Genomic DNA, 13,171 nt, shown 5'->3' on the forward strand with positions numbered 1-13,171 from the left:
AGATGAAGAGACGTACTTTCGTCGGCGGCGCCGCCGCCCTGCCGGCCATGAGCCTCCTGTCCGGGACCGCGCGGGCGCAGTCCAAGGAAATCCGCATGATCGAATCGGGCGGCGCCTCCGGCGAGTCGATCCAGAAGGGCTATATCGACCCGCTGTTCCAGAAGACCGGCATCAAGGTCGTGCGCGAGAGCCCGAGTTCGCTCGGCAAGTTGCGCGCCCTGGTCGAGAGCGGCCAGACCAGCACGACCTTGTTCGAGCTGGGCTCGGGTGTCGTCCTGCAGGCCAAGAAGCTCGGTCTGATCGAAAAGGTCGACTGGGCCGCCGTAAGTCCCGCCGCGATGTTCCCTGAGGCCAAGGACGAGTACGGCTTCGGCTACCAGTATTTCTCGACCATCATGGCGTGGCGCAAGGGCGTGAAGGAGCCGAAGAACTTCACCGAGTTCTTCGATACCAAGGCTTTCCCCGGCAAGCGCTGCCTGCCGGATTATCCGCACTACTGCCTGCCGTTCGCGCTCCAGGCCGCGGGCGTGCCGATCGACAAGCTGTTCCCGCTCGACGTCGACACGGCCTTCAAGAAGCTGAACGAGATCAAGAAGGACGTCGCGGTCTGGTGGAAGGCCGGCGCCCAGCCGCCGCAGCTCATGAAGGACAACGAGGTCCAGTACTCGATCTGCTGGTCGGGCCGTGTCGTGGGCGATCCGGCGTTCGGCCTGAGCTTTGCGGGCGGCAAGGCCGATCTTTCCTTCATCTGTGTGGTCAAGGGCTCCAAACCGGATGACAAGGCCGCCGCCTGGAAGCTGATGCATGAGATGTCGCTGCCGGAAAATCAGGCCAAGGCGGCGGAAGTCATCTCCTATACCGGCCCCAGCCCCGATCTCGACGCGCTGTTGCCCAAGGACAAGCTCTGGCAGTTCCCGACCAGCAAGCAGAACAAGGATGTGCAGTATTTCGAGAACGCCCAGTGGTGGGCCGACAACGGCGAGGCCGTGAACAAGAAGTGGGAAGCCTTCAAGCTCAGCCTGTGATGCAAATGGCGGTGTTCCGTGCTCCTCCCCATTCAGATGGGGAGGTGTCGGCGTCCTACGCCGACGGAGGGGTCATGCGTGCCCATCGTGGCGCCGTACTTGACCCCTCCATCGCGGGTTACCGCGCCACCTCCCCATTTGAATGGGGAGGCACGGAATGACGCGCTCAAGCGGCTTCTCCTTCATCGCACCGCTGCTGGTGCTGATGGTCGTCGCCTTCAACGCGCCCATCGTCTACATGCTGGGCCTCGCCTTCTGGGAGAAGGGGCGGGGGTTCACGCTCGAGCACTATGAAGGCCTGGCGGAAGCCCCTGTCTATCTGCGCGTGCTGGGCAACACGATGCGCATCGCGCTGATCGCGACCCTGGCCAACATCGTCATCGGCTATCCGCTGGCGCACTGGATGCGCGGTCTCGGCAGCCGCGGCCGCATGATCGCGATCGCCCTGGTCGTGCTGCCCTTCTGGGTCTCGATCCTCGTGCGGACGTACGCCTGGATCGTCGTGCTGGGCAATGGCGGGATCGTGAACCGCGCATTGCAATGGAGCGGCCTCACCGACGCGCCGGTCTCCTTCCTCTACAACGAGCTGGGCGTCACGATCGGCATGGCCAACGTCCTGCTGCCGTTCCTGGTGCTGCCACTGTTCGCCGCCATGATCCGCATCGACGACCGGCTGCTGCAGGCCGCCGCCTCGCTGGGGGCACCGCCGCGAACCATCTTCTGGAAGGTGTATTTCCCGCTCACCCTGCCGGCACTGGCCGCGGGCGCACTCCTGGTCTTCATCCTCTGCCTCGGCTTCTACGTGACGCCCGCGATCCTGGGCGGCGGCCGGGTGCCGATGATCTCCAACCTGCTCGATACGCTGATCAACCAGATCCCGCGCTGGGAGCAGGCTTCGGCCATCTCGACGATCCTGCTGATCGTCACGCTGCTGATCTTCGCCGCCTATCGCCGGCTCGACCGCAAGGCTTCGGCATGAGGGACGGGGCATGAGCCGCGAAGCGATCGGCGGGTCGGTCTGGACGCGGCGCGGGCTGGCGGCCATGGGCGTCTTCGGCCTGGTCTTCCTCACCGTGCCGCTGGTCATCGTGATCCCGATGTCCTTCTCCTCGGCGCGGGCGCTCACCTTTCCGCCGCCCAGCCTGTCGCTGCGCTGGTACGAGACCTTCTTCGGGGATCCGCGCTGGATGGAGGCGATGTGGACCTCGACCTTCGTCGCTGCGATCTCGTCACTTGCCGCGCTGGTCCTGGGCGGACTTGCGGCCTACGGCTTGCGGCGCGGCACCTTCAAGGGCCGCGACTGGGCCGAGGGCAACTTCATGGCGCCGCTGATCGTGCCGACCATCATCGTGGCGATTGCGCTCTATCTCGCCCTGGCCAAGGTCGGCCTGCTGGGCTCGCTCCTGGGCCTGGTGGTCGCCCACACCTTGCTCAACGTGCCGCTGGTGATGATGGTTCTGGGCGTCGCGATCCGCGAGTTCGACCAGCGGATCGAGCAGGTCGCCTGGAGCCTCGGCGCCTCCTGGAGCTACGCGATGCGCAAGGTCGTGCTGCCGAACCTGGCGCCCAGCGTGTTCGCCGCCTGGATCTTCGCCTTCATCGGCAGTTTCGACGAGGTCATCGTGACCTCGTTCATCGCCGGCAAGTACGAGACCGTGCCGAAGAAGATGTTCAACGAGCTGGTTCTCGAGGTGAATCCGACGATCACCGCCGTTGCGACGTTGCTGATCGCCTTCACCGTGCTGGCGCTTGCCGCTGTGGCGTTCGTTCTTGGCCGTGCGGGGAAGCTCAAAGAGACCGTGGTCTGAGAGATCCGTATTCCTTCGTGGATTTGAAATACGACGGCGCTACAAGACTGCTCCGGTCCCGAGCGGACCGAATCCTACGTGGATTCCAGACGAGGAGGTCTTCATGCCTGGCAGCGAGAGTTTTCCCAACGGCACCCTGCTGACGAGCGACGCACAGTACTTCGACTACAGTTCGGCAGCGAACCCGATCCGGCAGGGCATCATCCCGCCGGTGCCGTACCGGGCCTTCTCGCCGTCCTTTTTCGACGAGGGGCCGACGCGCGTGCAGCCGCTCGACGTCAGCGAGGAGCTGGGGATCGTTGGCCCGGCGACGAGCCCGGCCCTCTGCGCCAACTTCATCCGCATCGATCGCGGCTCGGTCATGACCTCGGCCGAGGCGACCAGCCAGGTGTTCTTCGTGTTCCGGGGTAACGGGCGCACGGATGCGTGTGGCGAGACGATCCAGTGGTCGCAGGGCGACTACATCGTGCTGCCGGCGCACGGCCATGCCATGCATCATTCGGACGGCGAGGCGGGCCTCTACTGGGTGCACGATGCACCCTTGCTGCGCTACCTTGGCGCGGCACCGTCGGTCGCGCGCTTCAAGCCCACCTTCTATCAGCACAGCAAGGCCCAGCAGAAACTCGCGGAGATCGCGTCCGATCCGAAGACCGCGCAGGCGAACCGGGTCAGTGTCCTGCTGGCCAACAGGAACTTCCCTGCCACGCGCACCATCACCCACACGATGTGGACGATGTTCGGCCTCCTGCCGAAGGACAAGATCCAGTATCCGCACCGCCACGAATCGGTGGCGCTGGATTTCGTCATCGACTGCAAGCCCGGCTGCTACACGATGATCGGCACGGAACTCGACGAGTCCGGCATGATCAGGAACGGCCGTCGCGAGGATTGGGCGCCCGGCGCCAGCTTCATCACGCCGCCCGGTTACTGGCATTCGCACCACAATGAATCGGGAGCGGATGCCCACGTCCTGCCCATCCAGGATGCCGGTCTGCACACCTACCTGCGGACCCTGGAGATCATGTTCAGCCATCCCGGACACGATCGCACCGCGCATATTTCGCAGACGCCATAGCGGCGAAAATACTGACTGGCGGCCTTCCCACTGGTGCAGTATGTGGCGCCAGTAACGGGAGGTAACCATGAATCACCCCAAGCGCGTGCGGCTGGTCGAAGTCGGGCCGCGCGATGGGCTGCAGAACGAGGCAAAGCCGGTTTCGGTCGACGCCAAGGTGGCGCTGATCGACGCGCTGTCGGCCGCCGGCCATTCGGCGGTCGAGGCCGGCAGCTTCGTGTCGCCCAAGTGGGTGCCGCAGATGGCCAATACCGACCAGGTCATGGCGCGCATCCAGCGCAAGCCGGGCGTGAGCTATCCGGTCCTCGTACCCAACAAGCAGGGCATGAACGGCGCGGTCGAGGCCGGCGTCGGCGAGATCGCGATCTTCACGGCGGCGTCGGAAGCCTTCTGCCGCAAGAACACCAACTGTTCGATCGACGAGAGCTTCGAGCGTTTCGCGCCTGTGATGGAAGCCGCGCAGAAGCACGGCATGAAGGTGCGCGGCTACGTCTCGACGGTGATCGCCTGCCCGTATGACGGCAAGGTCTCGCCCGCCAAGGTGGCCGAAGTGTCGGAGCGGCTGTTCCGCATGGGCTGCTATGAAGTGTCACTCGGCGACACGATCGGCGTCGGCACGCCCGGCGAATGCGTTGCCATGATCGATGCCGTCGCCGAGAAGATGCCGCGTGAAAAGATCGCCGCGCACTTCCACGACACCTACGGCCAGTCGCTGGCCAACATCCTGGCGGTCATGGAGCGCGGTATCGCCGTGTTCGATACCGCGGTCGCGGGCCTCGGCGGCTGCCCCTACGCCAAGGGCGCCTCGGGCAATGTCGGCACCGAGGACGTGATCTACCTGATGAACGGCCTCGGCATCGAGCACGGCGTCGACCTCGACGCCATCGCCAAAGCCGGCCGCGAGATCTGCGCCGCGCTCGGTCGCGAGCCGGCGTCCAAGGTGGCCCAGGCGCTCAAGGCGAAGGCAGCGGCCTAAGCCTCACGAACGTTCAAGACGGAAGTCCATGGCCGGCGTCAAATCGCCGGCATGGACGCTCTTTCCGGATTCCTGATCGCCGCGATCGCGCTGGCCGGCAGCCCTGGCCCGGCGACGCTGAGCCTGGCCGCCGCCGGTGCGGCGTTCGGCGCGCGCCGGGGCATCGGCTATCTGGCGGGCATTGTGGTGGGCATGGTCGCGGTGATGGCGGTCGTGGCCAGCGGCATGGTCGGCCTGCTGCTCGCCGTGCCGGGCGTGGCGTCTGTCGTGGCGGCGCTGGCCGCGCTCTATTTCCTGTGGCTGGCCTGGCGCATCGCGACCGCGCCGCCTTTGTCCGAAGAGGGTGCGCGCGGGGAACCGCCGACCGTTACGGCAGGGCTGCTGCTGTCGCTGGTCAATCCCAAGGGCTATGTCGCGATGGGCGCGCTCTATTCCGGCTTCACCTTGTTGCCGGACCGGCTGGGGGCAGACGTGGCGTTGAAGCTCGTCGTGCTGACCTTGGTCATCACCGCGGTGAACGTCGTGTGGCTGGTCGCCGGTGCGGCGCTCACGCGCTTCTTCCGCGATCCGCGCACCAACCTGATCATCAACGTGGCGTTTGCCTTGTCGCTCGTCGGATCGGTCGCGCTGGCCTTCGTCGTCTGAATACGGCTATTGCCGTTGAACGATCCTGACGGTGATGGAACTCGAGCGGCCTGCTTCGTCGACGACGGCGAGACGCGCCGTGCCGGCGCCGTCGGGCACCCACTGAGTTCCCTCCAATGGGCGGCCGTCGACCAGCCAGCGCAGGCGGCCCTGGCCGCCCATGGCATTCAAGACGACGGTCTCGCGCGCGGCCAGTTCGATGCGGGCATCGGCCGGCGGATAGGCGATGCGCGGGCCGCCGCTGGTTTCGGCATAGGGGGCAAGCGTGCGCATGCGCGGCGGCAGCTCGCGATGGGATGCGACCCTGATGGCATCGGCCGGCGGCCGGATCGAGCGGTTGTCCTCACCGGGGAGCCGGCCATACGCCTTGAACAGGATGGGCAGCGCCGAGAGCCGGCCGAGCTGGCCGGGGCGCGGCGTGCCGTCGGCATGGCCGACCCACACGACGACGGTCCAGTTGGCGCTGTAGCCGGCGGCCCAGGCATCGCGATAGCCGGCCGAGGTGCCGGTCTTGAAGGCGATGCGGCGCTCGCGCAGCGCGACCGGCAGGGAGGCGAAGCCCTCGGGCAGCGGCGCCTCTGCCAGCACGTCGGAGACATACCAGGCGGCGGTTGGTCCGAGGAGGCGGAGCGGCTCGGATCGCGGCCGGTCACGGCGGACCTGGGGCGGCGCGAAGCGGCCGCCATTGGCCAGCCCGGCATAGAGCCCCGCCATCTCGAGCGGCGAGATCGTGGCGCTGCCGAGCGCGACGCCCAATGAGTTTCCGTTGTCGCCAGGCGGCAGGCCGGGCGACGCGCCGGCGGTGCGCAGGGTGGAGAGGAAGCGCTGCGGGCCGACCTTTTCCAGTGCCAGCACCGCCGGCACGTTCAGGGATTGTTGTAGCGCGCGCCGCACCGTCACCGCGCCCTGATGGTCGCGGTCGAAATTGCGCGGCAGCCAGTCGCGGAAACGAACTGGCACATCCTCGACCAGCGTCTCGGGATGCAGCGTCCGGTCGTCGAACGCCATGGCGTAGATCAACGGCTTCAGCGCCGAGCCGGGCGAACGGCGGGCGCGCACCAGGTCGACCTGGCCGGCGCGTCCGAAAAAATTGTCGCCCCCCAGCCAGGCGACGACTCCGCCGGTGCGGTTGTCGAGCACGACCATGGCGATCTCGGCGCCATCGCCCAACTGGCGGCGCTCCTCGTGCACCAGCTGGGCCATCGACTGCTGCAGTTCGTAGCGCACCGTGGTCGGCACGGCGGTGCCGGGCGATTGGCCCGCCAGCCAGGTCGAGAGATGCGGCGCCTGCATCGGCAGCGCGAGCCGGCGATCGGGCGCGAGACGGCTTCGCGCCATCTCGAACTGGGGTGCATCAATCACGCCATGTTCGACGCCGCGTTCCAGAACACGGTCGCGCGCCTTCTGCGCCACGAGCGAGGCTCTGTCCGGGCGTCGTCGTTCCGGCGACTGGGGGATGGCGACCAGCAGCGCGGCCTCGGCGGCGCTGAGCTGGCGCGGCTCCTTGCCGAAATAGGCCAGCGACGCGGCGCGCACGCCTTCCAGATTGCCGCCCATCGGGGCCAGCGTCAGATAGATCGCCAGTACGTCGCGCTTGGAGTAGCGCCATTCGAGCTGCAGCGCGCGGGCCGACTGGAGGAGCTTGGTGGTGAAGCTGCGCTGCCGGGGATCGAGCAGGCGGGCGGCCTGCATCGACAGTGTCGAGGCGCCGGATACGATGCGGCCCCGCTCGGCGAGCTGGCCGGCCGCGCGTAGTGCCGCGAGCGGATCGACTCCCCAGTGCGAATCGAACCGGCGATCCTCATAGGCCTTGAGCAGCCCGAGATAGAGCGGATCGACATCGTCGACCGACGTCTTGAGGCGCCACTTGCCGTCGGCCGTCGTGAAGGCGCGCAGCAGTCGGCCGTTGGCGTCGACCACCTCGGTCGACCGGTCATGATAGCGCGACAGGTCGGGCGGGAAGAGACGGTCGATCGTCAGCGCCGTCGCCACCAGGGTCGTGGCGGCGACGGCGAGGCCGGCCAGCAGGGGCCTGAGCCGCATGCGGGCTACTTCGTTCCCGCGGGAACGATCGTCAGCGCGCGCATCGCCGTCCGGCCATAGACCCGCGGCGCATACATGTCGGAGACGTTCGTTGCCGGGACGGCATAGGTGCCGGGCGTCACGGCGCGGACGATGTAGGCGACGTGATAGGAGTTCGGGTTCTTGGCCGAGGAATCCCACCAGGTCTGGTAGGGCCGAGTGCCCATGTTGAAGGACGCGAAGAAGCGGTCGTCGCGCGCCTCGGCAATGCGGGTCTCGGTGAGGTCGGACAGGAACGGGAAGGACTTCGCCGTCTCGTCGTTCAGCACCGCTTCGATCTCGAAGCCGGCCGGCAGCAGGTCGAGCAGCGCCACCTCGTGGTAGCCACCTTCCAGGTTGCGGCCGGAGATCGAGACGATGAACCGCTCGTTCTGTACGACGTGGCCCAGCGAACTGGGCTCGCCGTCGAACTTCAGGAATTCACGCTCGACGCTGATACCGGCCGTCGCCGCGGGCTGCGGATCGACCGGCACACCACGCGCCGTCACCTGCATCCAGATCGGCCGGTCGGTGTCGTTGCGCAGCTTGAGGCCGCGGGCCAGCGCCGCCGCGTCCGGGTTGAAGGTCACCGGTTCCGTAGCCGACTGGCGTTGCTGGCCATCCACTGAATAGGCGAGCTGGCTGCTGCCGCTCATGGCACGCGCCGCCATGACCAGCCACGCCTGCTCCTGGGTCGTGGTGAGATTGACGGACGACGTGAGGCGTTCGCCCACCAGGCTCGTCACTTCGGTCAGGGCATCGCGTCCACCGGCCTCGACGGCGAGCGTGACGAGCGCCGCGCGGTTGCGCAGCGGCGAGCCGTAGTAATCGGACGGGTCCCGCTCGTCGATGCGCTGGCGCGCCGTGGCGAAGGCGAGGCGTCCGCGCCCCGGTTCGCCCACCTGGTTCAGCGCCGCCGCCAGCATGGCCCAGGCGATGCCGCCCTTCATCTCTGCCGCCTTCGTGTCCTGGAAGTAGCGGACCCGGCCAGGATCGGCGTAGCCCGACTTCGCCAGCACGTACCAGGCATAGGCCTGGGCATTGGGCGAGAGCTTCTCGGCGGTCTTGTTGAGCCAGTTCAACGCCCGCTGCAGCGAGGCGGAGGGTACCGTCATCTGCTGCTGGTTCGCGCGGACCAGGAAGTCGAGCACGTAGGTCTGCAGCCATTCTGCCGCAGGCGTGGAGAAGGGCCCCCACATGCCGAACGATCCGTCGGGCAGCTGCATGTCGACGATGCGATAGACGGCATCCTGCACGCGCTCGTTGATGCGCGGATCGGCCGGGCCGTAGCCCAGCAGCGCCACGTCATTGTAGTAGAGCAGCGGCATCGCACGGCTGGTCGTTTGCTCGATGCAGCCGAACGGATACTTGTCGAGCTGGCGCAGCAGTCCCGCGACGTCGATCCCCGGAATGCGGGTCAGCGAGGCGCTGACCTGCGCGGTCCCGGGCGCGAAGGCGGCGATCACGTTGCGGTCGACCGTGGCCTCGTTGCCGGGCGCGAGGCGCGCCGCCGTGTCGACGGCGCTGGGCGTCTGTGCCGGCCGCACCTGGATGTCCCATTCGCGCTGGACGGCGAAGTTGCCTGGTCCCTGGACGGCGACCGTGACCTTGCCGAAGCCCGCCTCGCCGGCGCGCAGCGGCCAGGTCAGCAGCTCGCGCTGGTTGGCGGCGAGGCGCTTCGTCTCGCTTACCGGCCGTTCGAGCGAGACCGAGCCGTTCGCGGTGAGGGTCACTCGGTAGTCGCCCGCTTGGCCGTCGACATTGTGCAGCGACAACGCCACTCGCCCGAGATCCTTGGGCGCGAGGAAGCGCGGCAGCACGACGTCGGCCGTGACGGCATCGCGCACGAACAGACGCTGCTCGCCCGAGCCGACGCGAGTCTTGTCGTAGGCCACCGCCATCAGCCGGAGCTGGCCGATGAAGTCGGGGATGTCGAAGGCGATCCTTGCTTCGCCCTTGTCGTCGAGCTTCACCGGACCGCTGAACAGCGAGACGGTGCGCGTCGGCACGATGTCGAGGCCGCCAATTTCGCCGGCATCGCCGCCGGCCCGGATGCGGCCGAGCTCGTCGGCGCGCGTATCGAGCAGGCGGCCGTAATCGTCGCGCATCGAGACGCCGAGGCGACGCTTGCCGAAATAGTGGTCGGCGGGATTGGGCGTCTTGTAGCGGGTGAGCTGAAGGATGCCCTCATCCACCGCAGCCAGGGTGACGAAGGCTTCCTGTCCGGCCTGCAGGTTCGAGACTTTCACCGGCACTTCGATGCGCTGGCGCGGCGTGATCTTTTCCGGCGTGCCGATCTGGATGCCCAGCGTCCGCAGGGTCGGGTTGAGACCCAGCCACGTGGCGCCGATGGCCCGCGTGGGGGTGCGTTCGGCCGGCGCCGCCAGCGGCCGCCAGGCCGTGACCAGCGCATAGGCGCCGGCACCCCATTCACCCTTCACCGGGATGTCGACCGTCGTGCCGCCGGCCGGCACCTGGACCGATTGTGTGGAGACGATGCGGTCGGTCGCGATGGCGATCAGCGCCTCGCCGGCGAACGGCGCCTCGATGCGCAGGCGGGCCGTGTCGCCCGGCGCATAATTCTGCTTGTCGCTGGCGACGCGCAGCGTGTCGGGTGCCTCCTCGGTCCCCGTGCCGCCGTACCAGCCTACGTAGAAGGTGAGGCTGGTCGAGGTGTTCTTCTCGTTGTCGATGACGGTGAGCCTGTGCTGGCCCCAGTCCAGCCGCTGCGAGAGACGGGTCGGCGTGTCGGCCTTCAGGGTCACCTTGTCGGCCGTGATCAGACGGGTGTTCGTGACCGACTGCCAGCGCCAGCGGCCGTCCACCTGGAACCATTGATAGGCGTTGGTGATGCGTTCGATCCGGTACTCGACCGAGGGGCGGGCGATCTGGGTACCGGCCGCGTCGACTGCCACCACGTCGAACTCGGTATCGATGCCTTCGCGGGAATAGCGGCCCTCGAAGGTCGGACGGACACCGATATAGGTGTTTCGGGTGCGCACGGGCATGACTTTCTCGGTCTTGGTGGCGCGGCCGCCGCCCGGTTCGAAGACGCGCGCCTGGATCTGGGCACGCAGCGGGAGAACGGTTTCCCTGGCGAGGTCGCCGGCCCATTCGAGGCTCGATTTGCCGGCCTGGTCGGTATTCTCGCCCTTCAGTTCGATGAAGGGCGGTTCGAACTTCTCGCGATCGTCCTCGGGGCCGAAGCGGTATTTGGCGAAGGCCGGGAACGGGTTGTCGTCGACCGTGATGCGCATGTCGCCTTCGACGGCGAGATCCGAGGCCGACGCGCCATAGAGGAAGTCGGCCGAGAGGACGAAGCGGTTCACGCTGCCGGGCCGGATGATCGGCTCGTCGGGCGTGAGCTCGACCTTGAGTTTCTCGGGTACAAAATCCTCGACCGAGAATTCGGCCCGGCCGACCGGTGCGCCCTTGGGATCGATATGGGCGGCAACCGACCAGCGGCCACGCCGCGAGGACTTCGGCAGGTCGATCGCCTGGGCAACTGCGCCGGAGCCGTGCAGGGCGTGGGTGAAGCGCGTGAACTCGCTGCCGTCCGGCCGCTTGACGATCAGGGTGACCGGCAGGTTCGACAGGGCGTTGGCCGCGTCGTCGCGCATCAGCGCCATGAGCTGCACGGTCTCGCCGGGCCGGTAGATGCCGCGCTCGGTATAAAGGAAGGCGTCGACCGGGCCGGGCTGCGGCCGGCCATCGACGCCGCGGTCGGACAGGTCGAAGGCCGACTTGGTGAGTTCGAGGCGCGAGAATTCCTTCTTCGCCGGATCCTGCGCCATGACGGCGACGGGTTCGGCGGCGCCGGTGCCCCTGAGCAGGCCGGCCGCGAAGGAGGCGCGGCCGTCGGCGCCCGTCACCACCTTACCGATCGGCTCGTTGCCGCGCGACAGGACCGTGACCTCGATGCCGGCCAGCGGCTGCGCGGTCTGCAGCGAGCGCGCGAAGACGTTGAGCCCGTCGTCGCCGCTGAAGGAGGTGAGGCCGATGTCGGTGTCGATCACCCACAGGCCGGCGGCGGCGCCGTTGGTCGACTCGTCGTCGTCATAGTCGCGCGACGGCGGCTTGGCGGCATTCCACACCACGACGAAATAGGCACCGGGCTTCCAGTCCTGGATCGTCTCGCGGATCGGGAAGGCGGTGACGACGGCCTGGTTGGGCACGTTCCGCACCTCCATCGTCCCGGTCCACTGCTCGGCGCCGTTGCTGCCGTTCAGCCAGCTGCGCAGCGACCAGGATTCGGTGATCGGCTCGGAGCCGGGGAAAGCCACATCGTAGTAGCGGTCGGCGGAAAAGCGATCGATGCCGCGCTCGTTCACGCGATAGACCGAGATTCCGACCTTGGAGACGTTGATGGTCGTGACAGGCAGGCCGGCGGCGCTGCCACGCGGCAGGATGAAGCCCTTGCCTGGAAGGTTCACGACGGCGGGACGGGCGCCCAGCGCCACGCTCACGCTCTGCTCGTCGCGCAGCTTCTCGCCGTCGCGTCCCGGAAAGCCCGCCAGCAGCTTCACGGTATAGTCCTGGCCGTAGGTGAGGCCCGCGATGCACAGCCGGTCGTCGACGGTACGGAGCGCGGTCTTGGCTTCAGGCTCTATGCGGATGAAGTCGCCGTACTTCACGTCGCCGGTGGCGAGCGGCTTGTTGAAGGCGAGGCAGGCTTCAGCCTCGCTGCGGCTGGAATCGACCGCGACGCGACGGAAGGAGAAGGGGGCGGAGGGCGATGCCGGCGGTTGCACGATGGCGGCCGGCGCGGAGGACTGGGCCGTCTGCGCCGGCGGGTTCGCCGGCGGAGTTGGCGTGGCCGGTGCCGTGGCGGGAGGTGCCGCGACAGTCGCAGGTGCCGGTGGGGGGCGGTCGAGCGAATCGCCCGGTCTCCCGATCAGGTAACCCGCAATGCCGGAGCCCAGCATGAGGGCCACAATCAGGGCGGCCAGCGTCGATCGATTCATGGGAACCCTCGCAAAATGCGACCGGACAATAGAGCGTGGATTGTGCAGACAGTGTGGAGTCCGAAGTCCGAACTGTAATTCTCGCAGCCTGTGGCGCGAAGGTCACGCTGTGGATAGGCGGCGCTTGAGCAGGCGACCGGTCACGTACTAAGCGCAGGCGATGGCGTTGCATCTCATCAAGCTGGCGGTCGGCGTCGACGACCTTGCCCACATGAAGAAGGTCCAGGCGGCACGACGCCGGGAGCGGGGGCAGTCGGCACGCTCGCCACACTGGATCTACACCCGCAACTCGCCGCGGCGGGCCGAGGATCTGCTGGGTGGCTCGCTCTACTGGGTGGTGCGCGGCGTCATCCGATGCCGGCAGGAACTGATTGGCTTCGAGGATGATTTCGACGAGGAGAGCGGCAAGAAGTTCTGCCGCATCAAGCTCAAGCGCCCGCTGATCGAAACCGCGCCCCGTGCCTGCAAACCCTTCCAGGGATGGCGCTACCTCGAGCCCGAGCGTGCGCCCCCCGACCTGTCGAGCGGCGATACGGCCGACATGCCGGCCGAAATGGCGGCCGAGCTGAAGAGACTCGGGCTTCTCTAAGAATTTCGTCGCCTCGCCGAGTGACTGG

The 13,171-nt window shown here is 67.5% G+C and carries 9 protein-coding genes; 7 read left to right on the forward strand and 2 right to left on the reverse strand.

Features of this window, described 5'->3' with window-relative positions; translation table 11 throughout:
* Nucleotides 1–2: 2 nt before the first annotated feature.
* The 6 genes from EPO41_RS19320 to EPO41_RS19345 all read left to right on the forward strand — a co-directional run bounded on the left by EPO41_RS19320 (nt 3) and on the right by EPO41_RS19345 (nt 5,529).
* On the forward strand, nt 3–1,025 hold the full coding sequence (locus EPO41_RS19320) for an extracellular solute-binding protein (RefSeq protein WP_296328335.1): 1,023 nt from the start codon (nt 3–5) through the stop codon (nt 1,023–1,025).
* 157 nt (nt 1,026–1,182) lie between these two features.
* Nucleotides 1,183–2,004, forward strand: coding sequence for an ABC transporter permease (locus EPO41_RS19325; RefSeq protein WP_296328342.1), 822 nt, complete (start codon nt 1,183–1,185; stop codon nt 2,002–2,004).
* A gap of 10 nt (nt 2,005–2,014) precedes the next feature.
* A complete protein-coding gene (locus EPO41_RS19330; RefSeq protein ID WP_296328345.1) occupies nt 2,015–2,833 on the forward strand; it encodes an ABC transporter permease in 819 nt (272 codons plus the stop codon).
* 103 nt (nt 2,834–2,936) lie between these two features.
* Entirely contained in the window at nt 2,937–3,908 is a 972-nt protein-coding gene (locus EPO41_RS19335) for a cupin domain-containing protein (protein WP_296328348.1), read from the forward strand.
* A gap of 67 nt (nt 3,909–3,975) precedes the next feature.
* Nucleotides 3,976–4,884, forward strand: coding sequence for a hydroxymethylglutaryl-CoA lyase (locus tag EPO41_RS19340; RefSeq protein ID WP_296328349.1), 909 nt, complete (start codon nt 3,976–3,978; stop codon nt 4,882–4,884).
* Between the two features lie 51 nt (nt 4,885–4,935).
* Nucleotides 4,936–5,529, forward strand: a complete 594-nt coding sequence (locus tag EPO41_RS19345; RefSeq protein WP_296328353.1) for a LysE family transporter — start codon at nt 4,936–4,938, stop codon at nt 5,527–5,529.
* 6 nt (nt 5,530–5,535) lie between these two features.
* Here the strand turns inward: EPO41_RS19345 and pbpC are convergent, their stop codons facing one another.
* A complete protein-coding gene (pbpC, locus tag EPO41_RS19350; RefSeq protein ID WP_296328356.1) occupies nt 5,536–7,572 on the reverse strand; it encodes a penicillin-binding protein 1C in 2,037 nt (678 codons plus the stop codon).
* A gap of 5 nt (nt 7,573–7,577) precedes the next feature.
* Nucleotides 7,578–12,554, reverse strand: coding sequence for an alpha-2-macroglobulin (locus tag EPO41_RS19355; RefSeq protein ID WP_296328359.1), 4,977 nt, complete (start codon nt 12,552–12,554; stop codon nt 7,578–7,580).
* Between the two features lie 160 nt (nt 12,555–12,714).
* Between EPO41_RS19355 and EPO41_RS19360 the strand changes: the two genes are divergently transcribed.
* Nucleotides 12,715–13,143, forward strand: a complete 429-nt coding sequence (locus EPO41_RS19360; protein WP_296328363.1) for a DUF1489 domain-containing protein — start codon at nt 12,715–12,717, stop codon at nt 13,141–13,143.
* Nucleotides 13,144–13,171 lie beyond the last annotated feature (28 nt).

Origin of the sequence: Reyranella sp., from assembly GCF_004297265.1 — a bacterium.
GTDB lineage: Bacteria > Pseudomonadota > Alphaproteobacteria > Reyranellales > Reyranellaceae > Reyranella.

Excerpts from the sequence above, each read along its gene's own strand:
- EPO41_RS19340 (WP_296328349.1), top strand. The coding sequence starts at position 3,976 with ATGAATCACCCCAAGCGCGTGCGGCTGGTCGAAGTCGGGCCGCGCGAT.
- EPO41_RS19320 (WP_296328335.1), top strand. The coding sequence starts at position 3 with ATGAAGAGACGTACTTTCGTCGGCGGCGCCGCCGCCCTGCCGGCCATG.
- EPO41_RS19330 (WP_296328345.1), top strand. The coding sequence starts at position 2,015 with ATGAGCCGCGAAGCGATCGGCGGGTCGGTCTGGACGCGGCGCGGGCTG.
- EPO41_RS19345 (WP_296328353.1), top strand. The coding sequence starts at position 4,936 with ATGGACGCTCTTTCCGGATTCCTGATCGCCGCGATCGCGCTGGCCGGC.
- EPO41_RS19360 (WP_296328363.1), top strand. The coding sequence starts at position 12,715 with ATGGCGTTGCATCTCATCAAGCTGGCGGTCGGCGTCGACGACCTTGCC.
- EPO41_RS19355 (WP_296328359.1), bottom strand. The coding sequence starts at position 12,554 with ATGAATCGATCGACGCTGGCCGCCCTGATTGTGGCCCTCATGCTGGGC.
- pbpC (WP_296328356.1), bottom strand. The coding sequence starts at position 7,572 with ATGCGGCTCAGGCCCCTGCTGGCCGGCCTCGCCGTCGCCGCCACGACC.
- EPO41_RS19325 (WP_296328342.1), top strand. The coding sequence starts at position 1,183 with ATGACGCGCTCAAGCGGCTTCTCCTTCATCGCACCGCTGCTGGTGCTG.
- EPO41_RS19335 (WP_296328348.1), top strand. The coding sequence starts at position 2,937 with ATGCCTGGCAGCGAGAGTTTTCCCAACGGCACCCTGCTGACGAGCGAC.